We start from the raw sequence: 16,701 nt of genomic DNA, 5'->3' as shown, positions 1-16,701 counted from the left end.
TAAGTTCAAAAAAAGGCCAATTAAATTACACTTCCTGCGTCGTAATTTCTGCAATCTTCACAATAACTTGTGTCGCTTTTAGCATGCTTTCTAATGGAACATACTCATATTTTCCGTGAAAGTTATGACCGCCAGCAAAAATATTGGGGCAAGGCAAACCCATATAGCTAAGCTGCGAACCATCGGTACCACCACGAATGGCTTTAAAATTGGGTTTGATGTCCAACGAAAGCATGGCTTTTTCTGCAATGTCAATGATGTGCATTACGGGTTCAATTTTTTCGCGCATGTTGTAGTATTGGTCTTTCATTTCCAAGACAATATTTTCTTTTCCATGTGCATCTTGCATTTTTTTCACTTCATCTATCACTTTTTGCTTTCTGGCTTCAAATAATTTTTTATCGTGGTCGCGAATAATGTAATGCAGATGTGTTTCTTCCACTTCGCCTTTGATATCACTTAAATGAAAAAAGCCTTCTTTGCCTGTGGTTTTTTCAGGAACTTCATCCGCTGGCAAAGCCTGAATAAACTGGCTTGCTAAGTACATACTATTGATCATTTTTCCTTTGGCATAACCGGGATGCACAATTTTTCCTTTAAAATAAATATCTGCAGCAGCGGCATTGAAGTTTTCGTATTCCAACTCTCCAATTTCGCTTCCGTCCATGGTGTAGGCCCATTTGGCTCCAAATTTTTCAACATCAAATTTGTGTGCTCCACGACCAATTTCTTCATCTGGGGTGAAGCAAATTCTAATTTTCCCATGTTCAATTTCAGGATGTTCGATGAGGTATTTCATCGCAGAAACAATTTCGGTTACACCGGCTTTGTCGTCTGCGCTCAGCAAAGTTGTACCATCGGTTGTAATAATGGTTTGGCCTTTGTATTGCTGTAAGTCTTCAAAATAATCGGGAGACAAAACAATGTTTTTTTCAGCATTGAGCACGATGTCTTTTCCATCGTAATTTTCATGAATTTGCGGGTTGATTCCTGTTGCATTAAAATCGGGCGAAGTATCGTAATGTGCTACAAAACCAATACAGGAAACTTGTTTTTGGGTAGTCGCAGGCAAAGTAGCCATCAAATACCCATTTTTATCCAGGTGAACATCTTGCATTCCAATTTGGTTGAGGTCTTCTTCAAGAAGCTTTACCATGTTCCATTGTTTTTCGGTACTCGGTGTCGTGTTACTAGTTGCATCACTTTGACTATCAATTTTGATATATTTGATGAATCTTTCTAAGACTTCATCTCTGGAAATTTCAATTTGCATTTTTAAATTTTTATGTGTTTTCTGAATCATCTCTATACCAAGAAATTTCTTCGTTGGCTTGCAGTTTAAACCGTTTTTTGAAGGCATAAACTACTGCGTATAAAATTGGTGTATCTGCCAAGGCAACTAAAGATTTAAACAAGAATCCACTAAGTAATAGAGTCCAGAAATCTTTCCAAGCAAGTTCGCCAAAAATGCACAATAAACCAACTACGGCTGCTGTGTCTACCAATTGCGATGTAAAAGTACTAAAGTTATTTCGCAACCATAAGTGCTTTCCTTTGGTAAGTCTTTTCCAAAAATGAAACACAGAAACGTCGATGTATTGTGCTAACAAATAAGCCAACATCGATGCGCCGACGGCTATACCTGTGGCGCCAAATGCTTCATTAAACAGGTCATCATCAAGTGGTGAATCTGCATAAGCTGGCAGTGCATTAGCAACTAAAACAATCAGTAAGGTAAAAATAGAAGCAAAAATTCCTGCGGTAACCACCCATTTTGCTTTTTGTTTTCCGTAAATTTCACTAATGGTATCAGTGATGAGAAAAGTAATAGGGTAGGGTAAAACGCCAACGGAAATCTTAAAGGTATACCAACCAAAAAAATCAATACTTACAAATTTTTTAAAAATTAAATTTGCAGTTACCAAAGATGCTATAAACAAGGCAGCTAAAATGATATAAATACGTAAGGCTAAATCTTTATCTGAAATTTTCAATTCTTTGAGTGTTGCGCTTTATCTTTGCTTACAAATATAGAAGTGTGAGCGGGTTTTTAAGAAGTATTACTCGTTTAATTCACATTGTTATTCGCTAAATTATTCTTAAAAATATTGAATTCAAACACCATTACATACATTGCCTTAGGCAGTAATCAAGGAGATAAATTAAACAACTTAAACCAAGCTATACTATTTATTTTTGAACGCATAGGAAAAATTGAAGCTGTTTCAAAAGTATATAAAACACCAGCTTGGGGATTTGAAGGCGAAGATTTTTTGAATGCCTGTATTGAAGTAAGCACTCGGTTTTCAGCGGAACAATTGCTTCATGAATTGTTAGAAATTGAAATTGAATTAGGAAGAATTCGCATCCCGCAAGCTGGTTATCAAAACCGAATTATTGACTTGGATATTATTTTTTATGGCGAAGAAGAACATCATTCTTCTACATTACAAATTCCGCATCCTAAATTAGCAGAACGCAATTTTGTACTTTATCCTTTAAAAGATATTGCGCCCCAATTGAAGCATCCACTTTCAGCAAAAAGTATCTCTCATTTGGTTGAAAATTCTGAAGACAATTCTAAGATTGAGCTTGTATCAACAGAATTAGAACTCCCTACATTACCTGAAATTCATTCTACTTATGTTGCAATTGAAGGTAATATTGGTGCTGGAAAAACCAGCTTAGCAAGTCTGATTTCTGAAGATTACAATGCCAAATTAATCACCGAGCGTTTTAAAGACAATCCATTTTTACCTAAATTTTACGAAGACCAAAATCGGTATGCTTTTCCATTAGAAATGTCTTTTTTGGCAGATCGGCATCAACAGTTGTTAGATGATATTTCGCAGTACGATTTGTTTTCAGATTTTGTGGTAGCCGATTATGATGTGTATAAATCATTGATTTTTGCCAAAGTAACTTTGCAAGAAGACGAGTATAGTTTGTACAAAAAAGTATTTGATATCATGTATAAAGAGCTTCCAAAGCCTGATTTATATGTGTATTTGTATCAAAATACCGAACGCCTTTTAGAAAACATAAAAAAACGCGGTAGAAGTTATGAGCAAAACATCGCCCCGGATTATTTGGAAAAGATTAACCGTGGTTATTTAAACTTCATTAAAAGTCAACAGCAAATCAATATTAAAATCATTGATATTTCAGACAAGGATTTTGTTTCCAACCGAAGTGATTATTTGCATCTGCTTGAAGCTATTTCAAAAAAGTAAAAGTTTCAAGATTTAGAATTAATTTTTCATGTATAACCCGTTGTGCATTTTGACAAAATTCTGTCAATTCGAGTGAATTTCGCGATTGAAATGAGTGATTCTGAAGTATCGTAAGTTTTGAGAATAAGAATTTTTCGATATGAATTGGTTTCTGTTATATTTTTTATCAAAAATCACTACCAAAGAAATGTTATGTAAAGTAATGATTATTAATATTTTGTTTCAAGTTCGAGAGAAGTCGAGAACCACTTACATCTCGACTACGCTCGATGATAGAACGGTACTAAAAATGTCACTTTTTATTAAATGAAATTTGCAGAACTTCCCAAAGCTCAAACCTGTCTGACTGAACAAGCAGTATGACATTATGCTATATATCTTAACTCAAAATGCACAAAAGGTATGTATAACGTATTTTTATTTTATGTAAAATGAAAGTATTTTTTATGTAAAATGAATATTTAAGAAAGTGTAATCAAGAATTCAATCTAACATAGTCTACAACTAATCCCGCATTACATCAGGAATTTCACAAACTGGAATAGCATTCATTTTATGCTGATTTTTTCGATTTAGGTTTCTATAGATTTCCAAAACTTGATGTTGTCTAACGTCTAAATCAGTTTTAATTGGATTTTCATCTTGTTTCATCGCCCATTCCAATTCATCATAACTAGCACCGAGTTGGTCTTCATCGGTTCGGCTATCGCCAAAAAGTCCATCAGTTGGAGCCGCTTTTTGAATTTCTTCCGTAATTCCTAAATAGGCAGCAATTTCGTAGACTTCAGATTTCATTAAATCGGCAATAGGGCTTAAATCTACACCACCATCGCCATATTTAGTGTAAAATCCAACCCCAAAATCTTCTACTTTGTTTCCCGTTCCTGCTACTAAATAACCGTGTAAAGCTGCAAAATAATACAAAGTTGACATTCTAAATCTAGCGCGTGTGTTGGCTAAACTCAAACTTTTTTGTTCAGATTCGGGTACTTTTGGCAATGCAGCTTTAAATTCTTCAAACATGTGGGTAAGGTCAACTTTTAGGCTGCTTACGTTTGCAAACTGTTTTTTTAAATCTTGAATATGCTTTTGCGCTCGCGTAACTTGACTTGGGTCTTGGTGAATAGGCATTTCCAAGCACAGCGTTCGTAAGCCGGTTTTTGCGCACAAAGTAGAAGTCACGGCAGAATCAATCCCACCAGAAACACCAATTACAAAACCTTGAGTTTTGCTGTTTTGCGCATAATCTTTCAACCAACTTACAATGTGTTTTACTACCAAATCTGTTTTCATTATTCAAAATTTTGCCTAAAAATACAATACTTCTTAAGCTTACAGAAATTAGAAGTTGATAAGAATGATTTTTTTAACCAAAGTTTGCTTCGCTTCATAAGAAAATGTTGAATATAGGGCTGAACAGTAAAATTCAATTAAATTTGTTTTTTAATAGAAATCAGTTTGCCAATATGATTAAACCACTTTTGAAGTATTTCAATATATTTTTCATTATACTTTTTATCTCCTGTGCAGATGATCAAGTAAAAGACGAGATTAAACAAATTGATGTTGATCTGGAAGTCAAACGTTTTGATCGTGCTTTTGCTGAAGCTAAGCCAAAGGACTTACCCAAATTGAAAAGCGAATATCCATTTTTATTTCCTACACAATTTCACGATAGCATTTGGATTGCTAAAATGAAAGACACCTTACAAATGGAAATACAAGAAGAAGTATTCAAGGTTTTTCCTGATTTTGAAAAGCAAGAACAAGAGATGGAATTGTTCTACAAACACCTAAAATATTATTTTCCTGAATTTAATATCCCCACCGTAGTTACTTTAGCGGAAGAAGTAGATTACAAAAACAAGGTGATTCTTGCAAATGATTACTTGCTGCTTTCATTGGATAATTACTTGGGGAAAGAACATCGTTTTTACGAAGGAATTTATACTTATGTAGCAGAATTGCAAGACAAAGAATTTTTGTTGGCAGACATTGCAGAAACCTATGCTCGTGAAGTAAACCACAAAAAACAAGGTAGAGATTTCCTTGCTACCATGATTTATTATGGGAAAACCCGGTACATCATGCAGGAATTATCACCTTTTTTAGAACCACATCTCCATCTGCATTACACCGCAGAAGAATTGGATTGGGCACAACGAAATGAAACTCAAATTTGGGAATATTTTGTAGAAAAAGACTTGCTTTATAGCACAGATCAAAACCTGAACGATCGGTTTATAAATCTAGGACCATATTCAAAATTTTACTTGGAATTGGATTCTGAAAGTCCACCTAGATTAGGACAGTACATTGGTCTGCGAATTGTACAAGATTTTATGCAGAAAAACCCCAATGTAGATTTTGAAGAATTATTGAAACTAAAAGAAGAAAATGTATTTAAGCAATCTGCTTATAAACCTGGAAAATAATGACAAAAAAAACATCAGAAATTAGTATTACTGTTGAAACAGACGAAAATAAAATCCCAGAAAAATTAAGCTGGTCAGCTCAAGATGGTGGAGTTGAAAATGAAGAAGCCAAAGCGGTTTTGCTTTCGCTTTGGGATGCTGAAAACCAAGAAACTTTACGTATAGATTTGTGGACAAAAGACATGCCCATGGATGAAATGAAAAAGTTTTTCCACCAAACTTTAGTCACCATGAGCGATACGTATTACCGAGCAACTCAGGATGAGAAAATGACCGAAACCATGAAAGATTTCTGTGATTATTTTGCTGAAAAGCTCGATTTAAAAAAGAAATAATGGCATTAAAAAAACTTATATTTGTTTATAACGCAAACAGCAATACTAAGGAAACTTTGCTGGATTCAGCTAAAAAACTATTAAGTCCGAGCACTCACGATTGCAAATTATGTGCACTCACTTACGGATTAACTTCTGAGAAGAAAAAGTGGAAAAAATTCAGGAAAGCATCAGGTATTGCAATGGATTTCTTGCATAAAGATGAATATGAAAAGCAATTTAAATCGAAGTTTGCTCAACAATATACTTATCCTATTATTTTAATTCAAGACCATTACGATTTGGATATTTTCATGAATGCAGAGAAATTGAACCAAATTGAAGATTTAGATACGTTGATTGATGAAATTGAGAAACGGTGGGGAAGTTAGCTAATACGTTTAAACCAAAATTTGAGTAGCATAGAATTTTCTTTTGCGACTTGGAGTCTTTGCGAGAGATATAAAAATGTAAATTTTATGATTTAGTTTTGATTCCTATTTCGTTGCCTAACCGCCTCAAAAAGTAAAATTCCTGTTGCTACTGAAACATTCATGGAATCAATTTTACCTTGCATTGGGATGATGATGTTTTCTGTTGAAGCTTCGCGCCATTCATCAGTCAAGCCATCTGCTTCTGTTCCAACTATAATGGCACACTTGGTTTGGTAATTCGGAGTTAGGTATGAAACGGCATCTTGTAAAATAGCCGAATAGATTTCAAACTGATTTTCTTTTAAATAGGCAATCACATCGGCTGAATTTGCTGTGGCTAATTGATTGGTAAAAACCGTACCCACACTAGAACGGATGATGTTTGGATTATACAAATCGGTTTTCGGATTGGCAATAATTACCGCATCTATATTCGCTGCATCTGCTGTTCGTAAAATGGCACCAATATTCCCTGGTTTTTCAGGAGCTTCTGCTACTAAAATCAAGGGATTGTTAGATGTAAACACCAATTTATCTAAATTGTGATTTTTCGATTTTACAATGGCTATGATTCCTTCCGTACTTCCGCGGTAAGCAATTTTTTGATAAGCTTCTTTGCTAATTGGATAGTTGGCTTTAACCAAAGTAAGCAATTCACTTAAATCATCTTCTTCATGAAATGCTTCACAATAAAAAAGTTCTTCAATTCTGTAATTGGCTTTAATAAGCAAATCGATTTCTCGTTTACCTTCCACTACAAAGACGCTTTCTTTTTTACGGTTACGCGATTTTTCTTGCAACTGCAAAATTCGTTTCAATTTGGGATTTTGTAAACTCGATATGTAATTGGGATTTTCCATGTAGTACTAATTTTAGAAATTTAGCTTTGCAATTAAGTTCTGTAGTTGTAATCTCTACATCCGCAACAAGAAACCTTAATGTAAGAATTAAAACGAAAATCAATACAATGCAATACCGCTTCAAAAGTAAACTAATGAAGCGGCTTAAAATTGGTTTAACTTATATTTTATAAATGAATTACTTCATCGTACGCATCTGCTACTGCTTCCATAACGGCTTCACTCATGGTTGGGTGTGGGTGAATGGTTTTTAAAACTTCATGACCTGTAGTTTCTAATTTTCTGCCTAATACGGCCTCGGCAATCATGTCGGTTACACCTGAACCAAGCATGTGGCAACCTAGCCATTCGCCATATTTAGCATCAAAAATTACTTTTACAAAACCATCTTTGTTGCCTTCTGCACTTGCTTTTCCAGAAGCTGAAAAAGGAAATTTACCTACTTTTAGTTCGTAACCTGCTTCTTTAGCTTGTTTTTCGGTCATTCCTACACTGGCAATTTCTGGATTAGAATACGTACAACCCGGAATGTTTCCGTAGTCTAAAGCTTCCACTTTCATACCTGCAATTTTTTCAACACACAAAATCCCTTCGGCAGAAGCAACGTGCGCTAAAGCTGGTCCATGCGTTACATCGCCAATGGCATAGTAACCTGGTACATTGGTTTGGTACCAATCGTTTACTATGATTTTGTCTTTATCGGTTTTGATGCCTACTTCTTCTAGACCAATATTTTCGATGTTGGTTTTAATTCCAACCGCAGAAAGTACAATATCGGCTTCTAAAATTTCTTCCCCTTTTTTGGTTTTTACCGTCGCCTTTACTTTTTTGCCTGAAGTATCTACTTTTTCTACAGAAGAATTGGTCATGATTTTAATGCCTTTTTTCTTGTAGATTTTTTCGAATCCTTTAGAAATTTCTTCATCTTCAATAGGAACGATATTGGGTTGGAATTCAACTATGGTAACATCTGTTCCCATAGAATTATAAAAACTAGCAAATTCTACTCCAATTGCACCAGAACCAACCACAATCATAGATTCAGGTTGCTTTTCTAGGGTCATCGCTTTTCGGTAACCAATTACTTTTTTGCCATCTTGTGGTAAAGAAGGTAATTCTCTAGAGCGGGCACCCGTTGCAATAATAATGTGTTCTCCTTCGTAATCGGTAGTTTTTCCTTTGCTATCTTCTACGCTTACTTTTTTCCCTTTTTTAATTTTTCCATGGCCTTCAATAACGTCAATTTTATTTTTTTTCATTAAAAATTGAACGCCTTTGCTCATGCCATCGGCAACGTTTCTACTGCGTTTTACAACTGCTGTAAAATCTTTATCGGCTTTTTCTACTTTTAAGCCATAATCGTCTGCGTGTTTTAAAAAATCGAAAACTTTTGCACTTTTTAGCAATGCTTTTGTGGGAATACAACCCCAATTTAAACATACGCCACCAAGGCTTTCTTTTTCAATTACTGCGGTTTTCATCCCTAATTGAGATGCTCTAATGGCAGTAACATAACCACCTGGGCCGCTTCCTAAAACAATCACATCGTATTTGCTCATAACTTATTTTTTAGCTCGTTTACAAAAATGCTAAATTAAGAATAATCCCATTAATAGCCACTTTTTAATAGTGACTTTGGGATATAATATTATAGCAATAGAAAATTGACTATCTTTATGGTATATCAACCTTAAATGTATTTATTATGTCAATTATTTATGTAATTTTAGTAGGCGCTTTAATCGGATGGATTGCAGGAAAACTTATGAAAGGCGGTGGATTTGGATTTATCATCAACATGATTGTTGGAATTATCGGTGGTGTTGTAGGTAGCTTAATCTTCGGCGAGTTAGGCATTAGCTTTGGTAGTGGTTTAATATCAGATATCATTATTGGTGTCATCGGTGCTGTTATCTTTCTTTTTGTTATAAGCTTGTTTAAGAGGTAGTTTGCCTAATTTTTAAGTTGAAAGATTCCACTTAGCTTGAAATTTCGATTGATATTCCGCAAAAAATTCAAAAGAGTTTTATGCGGAATTTTCTTTTTCATCAAAGCATATCGGTAATTAAGTAATTCACTCTGCTAAATATGAATACTGTTCGGAAAAATTATTTTGCTAACTAAAATGAGATACTATCGGTTTTGTATGATGCCTATTATCATCTAATCGTTTTCACAAAATCAGGAATGCTATCCACTCCATTTTCTGTTAGGTGTTTTATAAACGCACTTCCGATGATGCTTCCTTTGGTAAATTGGGTGGCTTGCTGAAAAGTTTCTTGGTCTTTTATTCCGAAACCAACAACCAATTTGTTTTTTAATTTCATTTTTGAAATACGTTTAAAATACTGCATTTGTTCATCTCCAAAACCAGCATTACTTCCTGTTGTGGAAGCAGTACTGACCATATAAATGAAACTATTACTCACTTCATCCATCAACCTAATGCGTTCATCTGAAGTTTGTGGAGTAATTAAAAATATGTTGTGTAAGTTGTATTTTTCAAATATTTCTTGGTATTCTTTTTGATAAATTTCCAAAGGAAGGTCGGGCATAATAATGCCATCGATTCCTAACTCATTACACTTTTTACAAAATGCTTCTACGCCATATTGTAGCATGGCATTAAAATATCCCATTACAATTAGTGGAATGTGAATTTCATCGCGAACGCCTTCTAACTGTTCAAATAGTTTTTGAGAACTCATTCCATTTTTTAAAGCAGCGGTAGAACTTTCCTGAATGGTAGGTCCATCTGCTAATGGGTCACTAAACGGTAAACCTATTTCTAACATATCTACTCCAGCATTTTGAAGTGTTAGCATGACTTTTCTAGTGTCTTCTAATGTTGGAAATCCAGCGGTAAAATAAATACTCAGTACTTTGGAATCTTCTGCTAATTTTTGATTGATGCGGTTGTTCATATTTTATTGATTATTCTTGATTTTACTTTGCGACTTAGCGACTTTGCGAGCTAATATTTTTTTGTGAATCATTCAAAATCTAAAACCCAAAATAATCAATATAGGTTTGTAAATCTTTGTCACCGCGTCCTGATAAATTGAAGACCAAGACATCGTCTTTTTTGAATTTCATTTCCTTAAAAATCGCAAAAGCATGAGCGGTTTCAATAGCGGGAATTATTCCTTCGGTTTTACTCAATTCCAATCCTGCTTGCATGGCGTCTTCATCGGTAATGGAAACAAATTTGGCTCGACCTGATTCGAACAAATGCGCATGCATCGGACCGATTCCAGGATAGTCCAATCCAGCTGAAATGGAATAGGGTTCGGTTATTTGTCCATCTGGATTTTGCATTAATAAAGTTTTACTTCCGTGAATAATTCCTTCTTTTCCTAAAGCAGTTGTGGCAGCCGATTCGGTGGTTAAAATTCCTTTTCCAGCGGCTTCTACAGCAATTATTTGCACTTCTTCTTGGTCTAAATAATGGTAATACAAGCCTGCAGCATTGCTTCCACCACCTACGCAGGCAATGACGTAATCTGGATTTTCACGCCCTTCTTTTTCCAATAATTGGGCTTTGGTTTCTTTTGAAATAATGGCTTGAAAACGTGCCACTAAATCCGGATAAGGATGCGGTCCTACTACCGACCCAATAATGTAATGCGTGTTTTCTGGATTGGAAATCCAATCGCGAATGGCTTCGTTGGTAGCATCTTTCAGGGTTTTACTTCCCGAGTTGGCTGGGACAACTTTAGCTCCTAACATTTTCATTCGGGACACATTGGGAGCTTGGCGCTTAATATCGACTGCGCCCATGTAAATTATACATTCAATTCCCATTAAGGCACAAGCTGTTGCAGTAGCTACTCCATGTTGACCCGCACCGGTTTCGGCGATGATTCGTTTTTTACCAAGACGCTTTGCCAATAAAATTTGCCCAATGGTATTGTTTACTTTGTGCGCGCCAGTATGACATAAATCTTCGCGTTTCAAATAAATTTTCGCCCCGTATTTTTCGCTCATGCGTTTAGCAAAATAGAGTGGAGTAGGGCGCCCCACATAATCTTTCAGTAAATCGTTCAATTTATTTTGAAAGGATTCTTCTTCAATTATGGATAGGTATTGTTGCTTAAGATTTTCAATATTGGGATACAGCATTTCTGGAATAAATGCACCACCAAATTTTCCGTAAAAACCGGCTTCGTCTGCTAAATATGGATTTCTTGCTTTCATACTACTTCATTTTTTACTTCTTCTACAAATCGTTTTATTCTACCAAAATCTTTTAATCCCGGATTAATTTCAAATCCGCTGTTAATGTCAACTCCCCAGATTTTATTGTTATCGCGTAGTTTATTGATTTGTTCGGTATCGTCAATTTTAATACCACCACTTAAAATCAATGGACTTTGAATGTGTAAATCGTCTAACAAATCCCAATCAAATTTAGTTCCGTTTCCGCCCGGAAGTGGTCCTTTGGCATCAAGTAAAATAGCATCTACTTTGGTATCGAATGTTTGAATGATTTCCAAATCAGAAGCCGTTTTTACTGCGATGGCTTTCCATATTTTTACGTGATTTAGTTCTTTGGCGTATAGCTTCAGTTGAAGCTCCCTAACGTACAACAAGTCTTCTTTGCCATGTAGTTGTACCACATCTAAACCAAATTCTTTTACCTTTTGTGCTACTTCGTTAACACTAGCATTCACAAAGACACCTACTTTTTTAGTATTTGGTGGAATTTTTTCGCTGATGCGAAGTGTGTAGCGAGCAGATTTTTTATAAAATATGAATCCTGCATAATCTACTTCTAACTTGGCGATCAAAGCCTGGTTTTTTGGATATTTTAATCCACATACTTTAATTTGAAGTACTTGTTTTTCCATATTTATTTTTGGGTATTTATTTGATTGATAAACGCGCTACAGGTTTCTCCAGGGTGTTGAGTTTTCATGAAACTTTCGCCCATTAAAAAAGCTTGAAAACCAGCTTTCTTTAATTCATTTAGCGTTTCAGTTGCATTTATTCCGCTTTCTGAAACTTTGATAAAATCTTTAGGGATTTTGGCAGCCAGCTGCATGCTGTGTTCTAAATTTACTTCAAAAGTTTTTAAGTTTCGGTTGTTTACACCGATTAAATTAACATGCTTGCAAATTGACTTTTCTAACTCATCTTCTGCATGAATTTCAACTAAAACTTCAAGGCCTATATCCTGTGCTATTTTTGCTAAATTTTGAATCTGCGGCTGAGTTAAAACTGCAGCAATCAACAAAATAAAGTCGGCTCCTGCCGCTTTGGCTTCGTAAATTTGATAAGCATCAATGATAAAATCTTTCTGCAATATAGGAATATTTACGCTTGTTTTAACGGCTTGTAAATCTTGAAAACTCCCACCAAAAAAATGATAATCGGTAAGCACCGAAATTCCAGCTACACCAGCATTTTGATAACCTAAAGCCACTTCTTTGGGATTTGCCATTAAATTTATGTTTTGTTTGCTAGGTGATTTGCGTTTAAATTCAGCAATAATGGCTGTTTCTTTTTGCAAGATGTGTTCGGTAATCGAGTGTTTTGGAAGTTGAAATGCTTTTTCTTTTTGAAGCAAGTCTAAAGATTTCAGCAATTTCCGTTGCTGAACTTCCTTGGCCTTAAAACTGATTATTTTATCTAAAATATGCATTAGGCAACCGATTTTAATTGTTCTAAAACCTGAAAGGCTTTTCCTTCTAGTAGATTTTGCAATGCCATATCAAAACAGGTTTTTAAAGGTTTGTTGGTAGTTGTGTGAATGGCTAAAGCTGCATTGGCTGCAACTACATGGTTTTGAGCAGTAGTTCCTTTGCCTTGCAACACCTTTACAAAAATAGCTGCAGCTTCTTTTACTGTATTCCCGCCGAATAATTCATTTTGTTGAAGTGCTTTCACATCAAATGTTTCGGCTGAAATCATCAATTCACTTTGATGGGTATGAACTTTAGCTGAAGAAGTTAAGGAAACTTCGTCATAGCCATCTAGTTCGTGTATAATGCTGTATTTTTTGTCGGTTTGTTCATACAAATACGCATAGGTTCTGAGCAATTCTAAATTGAAAACGCCTACCAATTGAAGCTTAGGAAAGCTCGGATTGACCATTGGACCAAGCATGTTAAAGAAGGTTTTTAAACCTAGATTTTTTCGAATAGGAGCAACTTCTTTCATAGCAGGGTGAAACAAAGGTGCGTGTAAAATGCAAATTTGGGCTTTGTCCATGCATTTTTTAAGAAAAGCTTCATCATTGCTGAATTTTACGCCTAAACTTTCCAAAACATTAGAACTTCCACTTACCGAAGAAACACCATAATTTCCATGTTTCGCCACAGGAATTCCGCAAGATGCGGTAACAAAAGAAGCCGCCGTAGAAATATTAAACGTGTTTTTTCCATCGCCACCCGTACCGCATAAATCAATTGGATTGTAGTCTGATAAATCTACTGAAATACACAATTCCAATAAAGCTTCTCGAAAACCATCCAGCTCTTCGATGCTGATGTTTCGCATCATGTACACCGTTAAAAAAGCAGCGATTTCCACCTGAGAAAATTTCCCTTTAGAAATGGAAACCAGAACATCTTTTGCTTCTTGTTTTGTTATTTTCTGAAACTGCGTTAAACGGGTTAATAGGTTTTTCATTGCTGTTTGCTAATTTTTTTATTGTTGCTTTGGTTGCTTCAATTGTTTCTATGGTTTCTGTTGCTTCTATTGTTGCTGTTGTTTCTATTGCTACTATGGTTACTATTGCTAATATGGTCGCTATGTTTTTTTATTTTTAATCAAATATTTTTCATCCATTTTTAATTCCATTATCTTAATCTTTACCACAAACCTGTCTGCCGACAGGCAGGGGCACAGAGTACACAAAGTTTAATTTCTACTTTCTAATATCTAACTTCTAATATCTTAAATCATCAATCAAAAATCAAACTTCTAACTCAGCTTTCCACCCAATTCTGAATCATCTTCTTGCCATCTGGCGTTAAAACCGATTCGGGATGAAATTGCACAGCTCTTACATCAAATTCACGATGGCGAATGGACATGATTTGTTGGTTTTCATCATAAGATGTAATTGCTAAACAATCTGGAATATCAGGATTGATAACCCACGAATGGTAACGACCAACTTCCAACTGCTTTGGTAAATCTTTGAATAGGATTTCGTCGTCTACTATCACCTCAATTTGCGTGGCTACGCCATGATACACTTTTTTAAGGTTAAGTAGTTTTCCGCCATAGACTTCCATGATGGCTTGTTGTCCTAAACAAACACCAAGTAGTGGAGTTTTCCCAGCGTAGTGACGAATAATGTCTTTGAGCAATCCCGCTTCTTCGGGAATTCCTGGTCCGGGAGAAAGTAGGATTTTATCGTATTTTTCGAGTTGCTCAATTTGTACTTGGTCATTTCGGAAAACATCTACTTTGGCGGCAAATTCTTCTATATAATGAACTAGGTTGTACACAAAAGAATCATAATTATCGATAACGGCTATTTGTTGCATAGGTCAATTTTTATTTTGAAAATGGATTTTGCGTTAAGGATTGCAGCGGCATCCTTTTAAACCTGGATTTTGGGTTTAAAAGATATAGCGGAAAGCCTGACTTACCCAAAAAGACAAAGTCTAAAGTTTGGTTTTTTGGGTAAGGAACGCCCACTTTATTCGACAGGCAGCCCCAATTTTTTTGATTTTTAATACACATGTTCTGCGAGTTGAAGGGCTTTGGTTAAAGCTCCGAGCTTGTTATATACTTCTTGTAATTCGTCTTCGGGTTTGGAGCTGGAAACAATTCCGGCACCGGCTTGGTAATGTAAATGTTTGTCTTTGCTTACAAAGCTTCGGATGATGATGGCTTGGTTGAAATTTCCGTTGAAATCCATGAAGCCTATCGCACCACCATAGGCATCTCGGTTTACATTTTCGTATTTTTCGATGAGTTTCAGCGCCATGTGTTTTGGGGCTCCACTTAACGTTCCCGCTGGAAAAGTATCGGCTACCAATTGCATGCTGGCTACTTCGGGTTTTTTTTGCGCTACCACCTTGCTCACCAAATGGATAACATGCGAAAAATATTGAATTTCGCGGTAGGTTTCTACTTTTACTTTGGTTGCATTTCGGCTGAGGTCGTTTCTTGCTAAATCGACCAACATAACGTGTTCTGCATTTTCTTTGGGGTCGGCAGCCAAAGCTTTGGCGGCAATGGCATCTTGCTCATCGTTTCCAGTACGTTTAAACGTTCCTGCAATGGGATGAATTTCTGCCATTTGGTCTTTGATTACCAACTGCGCTTCTGGCGAACTACCAAAAATCTTGAAATCACCATAATCGAAATAAAACAAATACGGACTTGGATTCACACTTCTTAAAGCACGATAGACATTGAATTCGTCTCCCTGAAAAGCTTGTGAAAAACGTCTGGAAAGCACCAATTGAAACACATCACCACGTTGGCAATGCTGCTTGGCTTTTTCTACATTTTGAAGGTATTCCGCATCAGTTAAATTGGAAAATGCTTGGTTTTTAAGTTTAAAATTGAAACTGTTTACATGTTGGTTTGCAATAAGCTGAACGATTTGTTCTAGCGCTGTTTCCCCGTTATAACTGTGATTGAAAACATAAGCTTCATTATTGAAATGATTAATGGCAATGATGTTTTGATATACAGCATAATATAGGTCGGGAAGTTGAAGACCATTTTTGCGTTTGGTGATGTTTACACTTTCAAAATAACGAACTGCATCGTAAGCTGTGAAACCAAATAACCCGTTGTGAATGAATTTAAAGGGGAGTTGTTCGGTTTCAAAGATTTGCGTAAAATCTTGAATGGATTTTACAACATTGGTTTGCTTATCGATTTTCTGAACTTGAACATTTCCATCAGGAAATGTTTGGGTTAGCTTTTCATTTTTAACTTGTATAGAAGCTATGGGATTGCAACAGATGTAGGAAAAACTATTATCGTTAGCATGGTAGTCGCTACTTTCTAACAATAAGGAGTTGGGGAAAACATCGCGTAGTTTTAAATACACACTTACTGGCGTAATGGTGTCTGCTAGTAAACTTTTGTATGTGGTTTTTAAAGAGAATGTTGTCATTTCAATGTTGTAAATAAAAAAAGGCTTGTCGTGAGACAAGCCTTTTTGGGTTTATATAAAAGGGATGTGGATCACGACTTCAGACGTAATTTATTCCACCACCAATTATTGTTATGTGTTATTTTCATGTAGGCAAATATAAAAGCCTTTTTGAAATACCACAATGGAATTTGAAAAAATTGTGTTTTGTTGAAGGGATGAGCTTTTATGAAGCCTTCTAACTCATTATGTTGAACGATGGAGTTTAAATAAAATTAGTGTATTGTGCTTTACCAATTTTATCAAACTTGCCGAAATTTTAAAAACCAAAGAAATGATGTTTTTAAATAGGCGT

The 16,701-nt window shown here is 35.5% G+C and carries 17 protein-coding genes; 5 read left to right on the top strand and 12 right to left on the bottom strand.

Annotated elements, in window-relative coordinates; genetic code table 11:
- Positions 1–25: 25 nt before the first annotated feature.
- Positions 26–1,273, bottom strand: coding sequence for a peptidase T (gene pepT, locus IEV72_RS08195; RefSeq protein WP_188458606.1), 1,248 nt, complete (start codon positions 1,271–1,273; stop codon positions 26–28).
- Positions 1,274–1,283: 10 nt separating this feature from the next.
- Complete coding sequence (locus IEV72_RS08190) at positions 1,284–1,994, bottom strand: queuosine precursor transporter (protein ID WP_229731845.1); 711 nt, start codon at positions 1,992–1,994, stop codon at positions 1,284–1,286.
- A 114-nt stretch (positions 1,995–2,108) separates the two neighbouring features.
- On the opposite strand from IEV72_RS08190, the gene folK reads away from it, so the two are divergent.
- Positions 2,109–3,233 (top strand): 2-amino-4-hydroxy-6-hydroxymethyldihydropteridine diphosphokinase, encoded by a 1,125-nt coding sequence (gene folK, locus IEV72_RS08185; protein WP_188458605.1) that lies wholly within the window; start codon positions 2,109–2,111, stop codon positions 3,231–3,233.
- Positions 3,234–3,737: 504 nt separating this feature from the next.
- Here the strand turns inward: folK and nadE are convergent.
- The gene (nadE, locus tag IEV72_RS08180; RefSeq protein ID WP_188458604.1) at positions 3,738–4,526 is read right to left on the bottom strand and encodes an NAD(+) synthase; all 789 of its coding nucleotides are present in this window, start codon (positions 4,524–4,526) and stop codon (positions 3,738–3,740) included.
- A gap of 173 nt (positions 4,527–4,699) precedes the next feature.
- Between nadE and gldB the strand changes: the two genes are divergently transcribed.
- From gldB to IEV72_RS08165, 3 genes are read left to right on the top strand one after another with little or no spacing between them, the layout of a single operon-like run.
- The gene (gene gldB, locus IEV72_RS08175) at positions 4,700–5,668 is read left to right on the top strand and encodes a gliding motility lipoprotein GldB (RefSeq protein WP_188458603.1); all 969 of its coding nucleotides are present in this window, start codon (positions 4,700–4,702) and stop codon (positions 5,666–5,668) included.
- Entirely contained in the window at positions 5,668–6,003 is a 336-nt protein-coding gene (gene gldC / locus IEV72_RS08170) for a gliding motility protein GldC (RefSeq protein WP_188458602.1), read from the top strand. Before gldB ends, gldC begins: the two co-directional genes overlap by 1 nt.
- Positions 6,003–6,374, top strand: coding sequence for a GTPase (locus tag IEV72_RS08165; RefSeq protein WP_188458601.1), 372 nt, complete (start codon positions 6,003–6,005; stop codon positions 6,372–6,374). Before gldC ends, IEV72_RS08165 begins: the two co-directional genes overlap by 1 nt.
- Positions 6,375–6,466: 92 nt before the next feature.
- Here IEV72_RS08165 and IEV72_RS08160 read toward each other — a convergent pair whose 3' ends face one another.
- Positions 6,467–7,276 (bottom strand): TrmH family RNA methyltransferase, encoded by an 810-nt coding sequence (locus tag IEV72_RS08160; RefSeq protein WP_188458600.1) that lies wholly within the window; start codon positions 7,274–7,276, stop codon positions 6,467–6,469.
- A 167-nt stretch (positions 7,277–7,443) separates the two neighbouring features.
- Complete coding sequence (gene lpdA, locus IEV72_RS08155; protein ID WP_188458599.1) at positions 7,444–8,835, bottom strand: dihydrolipoyl dehydrogenase; 1,392 nt, start codon at positions 8,833–8,835, stop codon at positions 7,444–7,446.
- Positions 8,836–8,981: 146 nt separating this feature from the next.
- On the opposite strand from lpdA, the gene IEV72_RS08150 reads away from it, so the two are divergent.
- Positions 8,982–9,224 carry a GlsB/YeaQ/YmgE family stress response membrane protein gene (locus IEV72_RS08150; protein WP_188458598.1) on the top strand — a complete coding sequence of 81 codons (243 nt, stop codon included), beginning with the start codon at positions 8,982–8,984 and terminating at the stop codon, positions 9,222–9,224.
- A 211-nt stretch (positions 9,225–9,435) separates the two neighbouring features.
- On the opposite strand, the gene trpA is transcribed toward IEV72_RS08150, so the two are convergent.
- The 7 genes from trpA to IEV72_RS08115 form a co-directional block, all read right to left on the bottom strand.
- Positions 9,436–10,200 (bottom strand): tryptophan synthase subunit alpha, encoded by a 765-nt coding sequence (trpA, locus tag IEV72_RS08145; protein ID WP_188458597.1) that lies wholly within the window; start codon positions 10,198–10,200, stop codon positions 9,436–9,438.
- Positions 10,201–10,279: 79 nt separating this feature from the next.
- Entirely contained in the window at positions 10,280–11,473 is a 1,194-nt protein-coding gene (gene trpB / locus IEV72_RS08140) for a tryptophan synthase subunit beta (RefSeq protein WP_188458596.1), read from the bottom strand.
- A complete protein-coding gene (locus IEV72_RS08135; protein ID WP_188458595.1) occupies positions 11,470–12,126 on the bottom strand; it encodes a phosphoribosylanthranilate isomerase in 657 nt (218 codons plus the stop codon). The genes trpB and IEV72_RS08135 overlap by 4 nt, the downstream gene beginning before the upstream one ends.
- Positions 12,127–12,128: 2 nt before the next feature.
- Positions 12,129–12,920, bottom strand: coding sequence for an indole-3-glycerol phosphate synthase TrpC (gene trpC / locus IEV72_RS08130; RefSeq protein WP_188458594.1), 792 nt, complete (start codon positions 12,918–12,920; stop codon positions 12,129–12,131).
- Positions 12,920–13,909, bottom strand: coding sequence for an anthranilate phosphoribosyltransferase (trpD, locus tag IEV72_RS08125; RefSeq protein WP_188458593.1), 990 nt, complete (start codon positions 13,907–13,909; stop codon positions 12,920–12,922). Before trpD ends, trpC begins: the two co-directional genes overlap by 1 nt.
- Before the next feature lie 299 nt (positions 13,910–14,208).
- The gene (locus IEV72_RS08120) at positions 14,209–14,775 is read right to left on the bottom strand and encodes an anthranilate synthase component II (RefSeq protein WP_188458592.1); all 567 of its coding nucleotides are present in this window, start codon (positions 14,773–14,775) and stop codon (positions 14,209–14,211) included.
- Positions 14,776–14,963: 188 nt separating this feature from the next.
- Positions 14,964–16,367: an anthranilate synthase component I family protein gene (locus IEV72_RS08115; RefSeq protein ID WP_188458591.1), complete on the bottom strand. Its 1,404-nt coding sequence runs from the start codon at positions 16,365–16,367 to the stop codon at positions 14,964–14,966.
- Positions 16,368–16,701 lie beyond the last annotated feature (334 nt).

Source organism: Psychroflexus planctonicus (genome assembly GCF_014640195.1).
Taxonomy (GTDB): domain Bacteria; phylum Bacteroidota; class Bacteroidia; order Flavobacteriales; family Flavobacteriaceae; genus Psychroflexus; species Psychroflexus planctonicus.
This window is presented reverse-complemented; position numbering and strand designations above follow the sequence as displayed.

What these genes read in the sequence shown, in the direction of transcription:
- lpdA (WP_188458599.1), bottom strand. Translation starts at nt 8,835, where the DNA reads ATGAGCAAATACGATGTGATTGTTTTAGGAAGCGGCCCAGGTGGTTAT.
- IEV72_RS08160 (WP_188458600.1), bottom strand. Translation starts at nt 7,276, where the DNA reads ATGGAAAATCCCAATTACATATCGAGTTTACAAAATCCCAAATTGAAA.
- IEV72_RS08115 (WP_188458591.1), bottom strand. Translation starts at nt 16,367, where the DNA reads ATGACAACATTCTCTTTAAAAACCACATACAAAAGTTTACTAGCAGAC.
- IEV72_RS08135 (WP_188458595.1), bottom strand. Translation starts at nt 12,126, where the DNA reads ATGGAAAAACAAGTACTTCAAATTAAAGTATGTGGATTAAAATATCCA.
- trpA (WP_188458597.1), bottom strand. Translation starts at nt 10,200, where the DNA reads ATGAACAACCGCATCAATCAAAAATTAGCAGAAGATTCCAAAGTACTG.
- IEV72_RS08120 (WP_188458592.1), bottom strand. Translation starts at nt 14,775, where the DNA reads ATGCAACAAATAGCCGTTATCGATAATTATGATTCTTTTGTGTACAAC.
- nadE (WP_188458604.1), bottom strand. Translation starts at nt 4,526, where the DNA reads ATGAAAACAGATTTGGTAGTAAAACACATTGTAAGTTGGTTGAAAGAT.
- gldB (WP_188458603.1), top strand. Translation starts at nt 4,700, where the DNA reads ATGATTAAACCACTTTTGAAGTATTTCAATATATTTTTCATTATACTT.
- gldC (WP_188458602.1), top strand. Translation starts at nt 5,668, where the DNA reads ATGACAAAAAAAACATCAGAAATTAGTATTACTGTTGAAACAGACGAA.
- trpB (WP_188458596.1), bottom strand. Translation starts at nt 11,473, where the DNA reads ATGAAAGCAAGAAATCCATATTTAGCAGACGAAGCCGGTTTTTACGGA.
- pepT (WP_188458606.1), bottom strand. Translation starts at nt 1,273, where the DNA reads ATGCAAATTGAAATTTCCAGAGATGAAGTCTTAGAAAGATTCATCAAA.
- trpC (WP_188458594.1), bottom strand. Translation starts at nt 12,920, where the DNA reads ATGCATATTTTAGATAAAATAATCAGTTTTAAGGCCAAGGAAGTTCAG.
- IEV72_RS08165 (WP_188458601.1), top strand. Translation starts at nt 6,003, where the DNA reads ATGGCATTAAAAAAACTTATATTTGTTTATAACGCAAACAGCAATACT.
- IEV72_RS08150 (WP_188458598.1), top strand. Translation starts at nt 8,982, where the DNA reads ATGTCAATTATTTATGTAATTTTAGTAGGCGCTTTAATCGGATGGATT.
- trpD (WP_188458593.1), bottom strand. Translation starts at nt 13,909, where the DNA reads ATGAAAAACCTATTAACCCGTTTAACGCAGTTTCAGAAAATAACAAAA.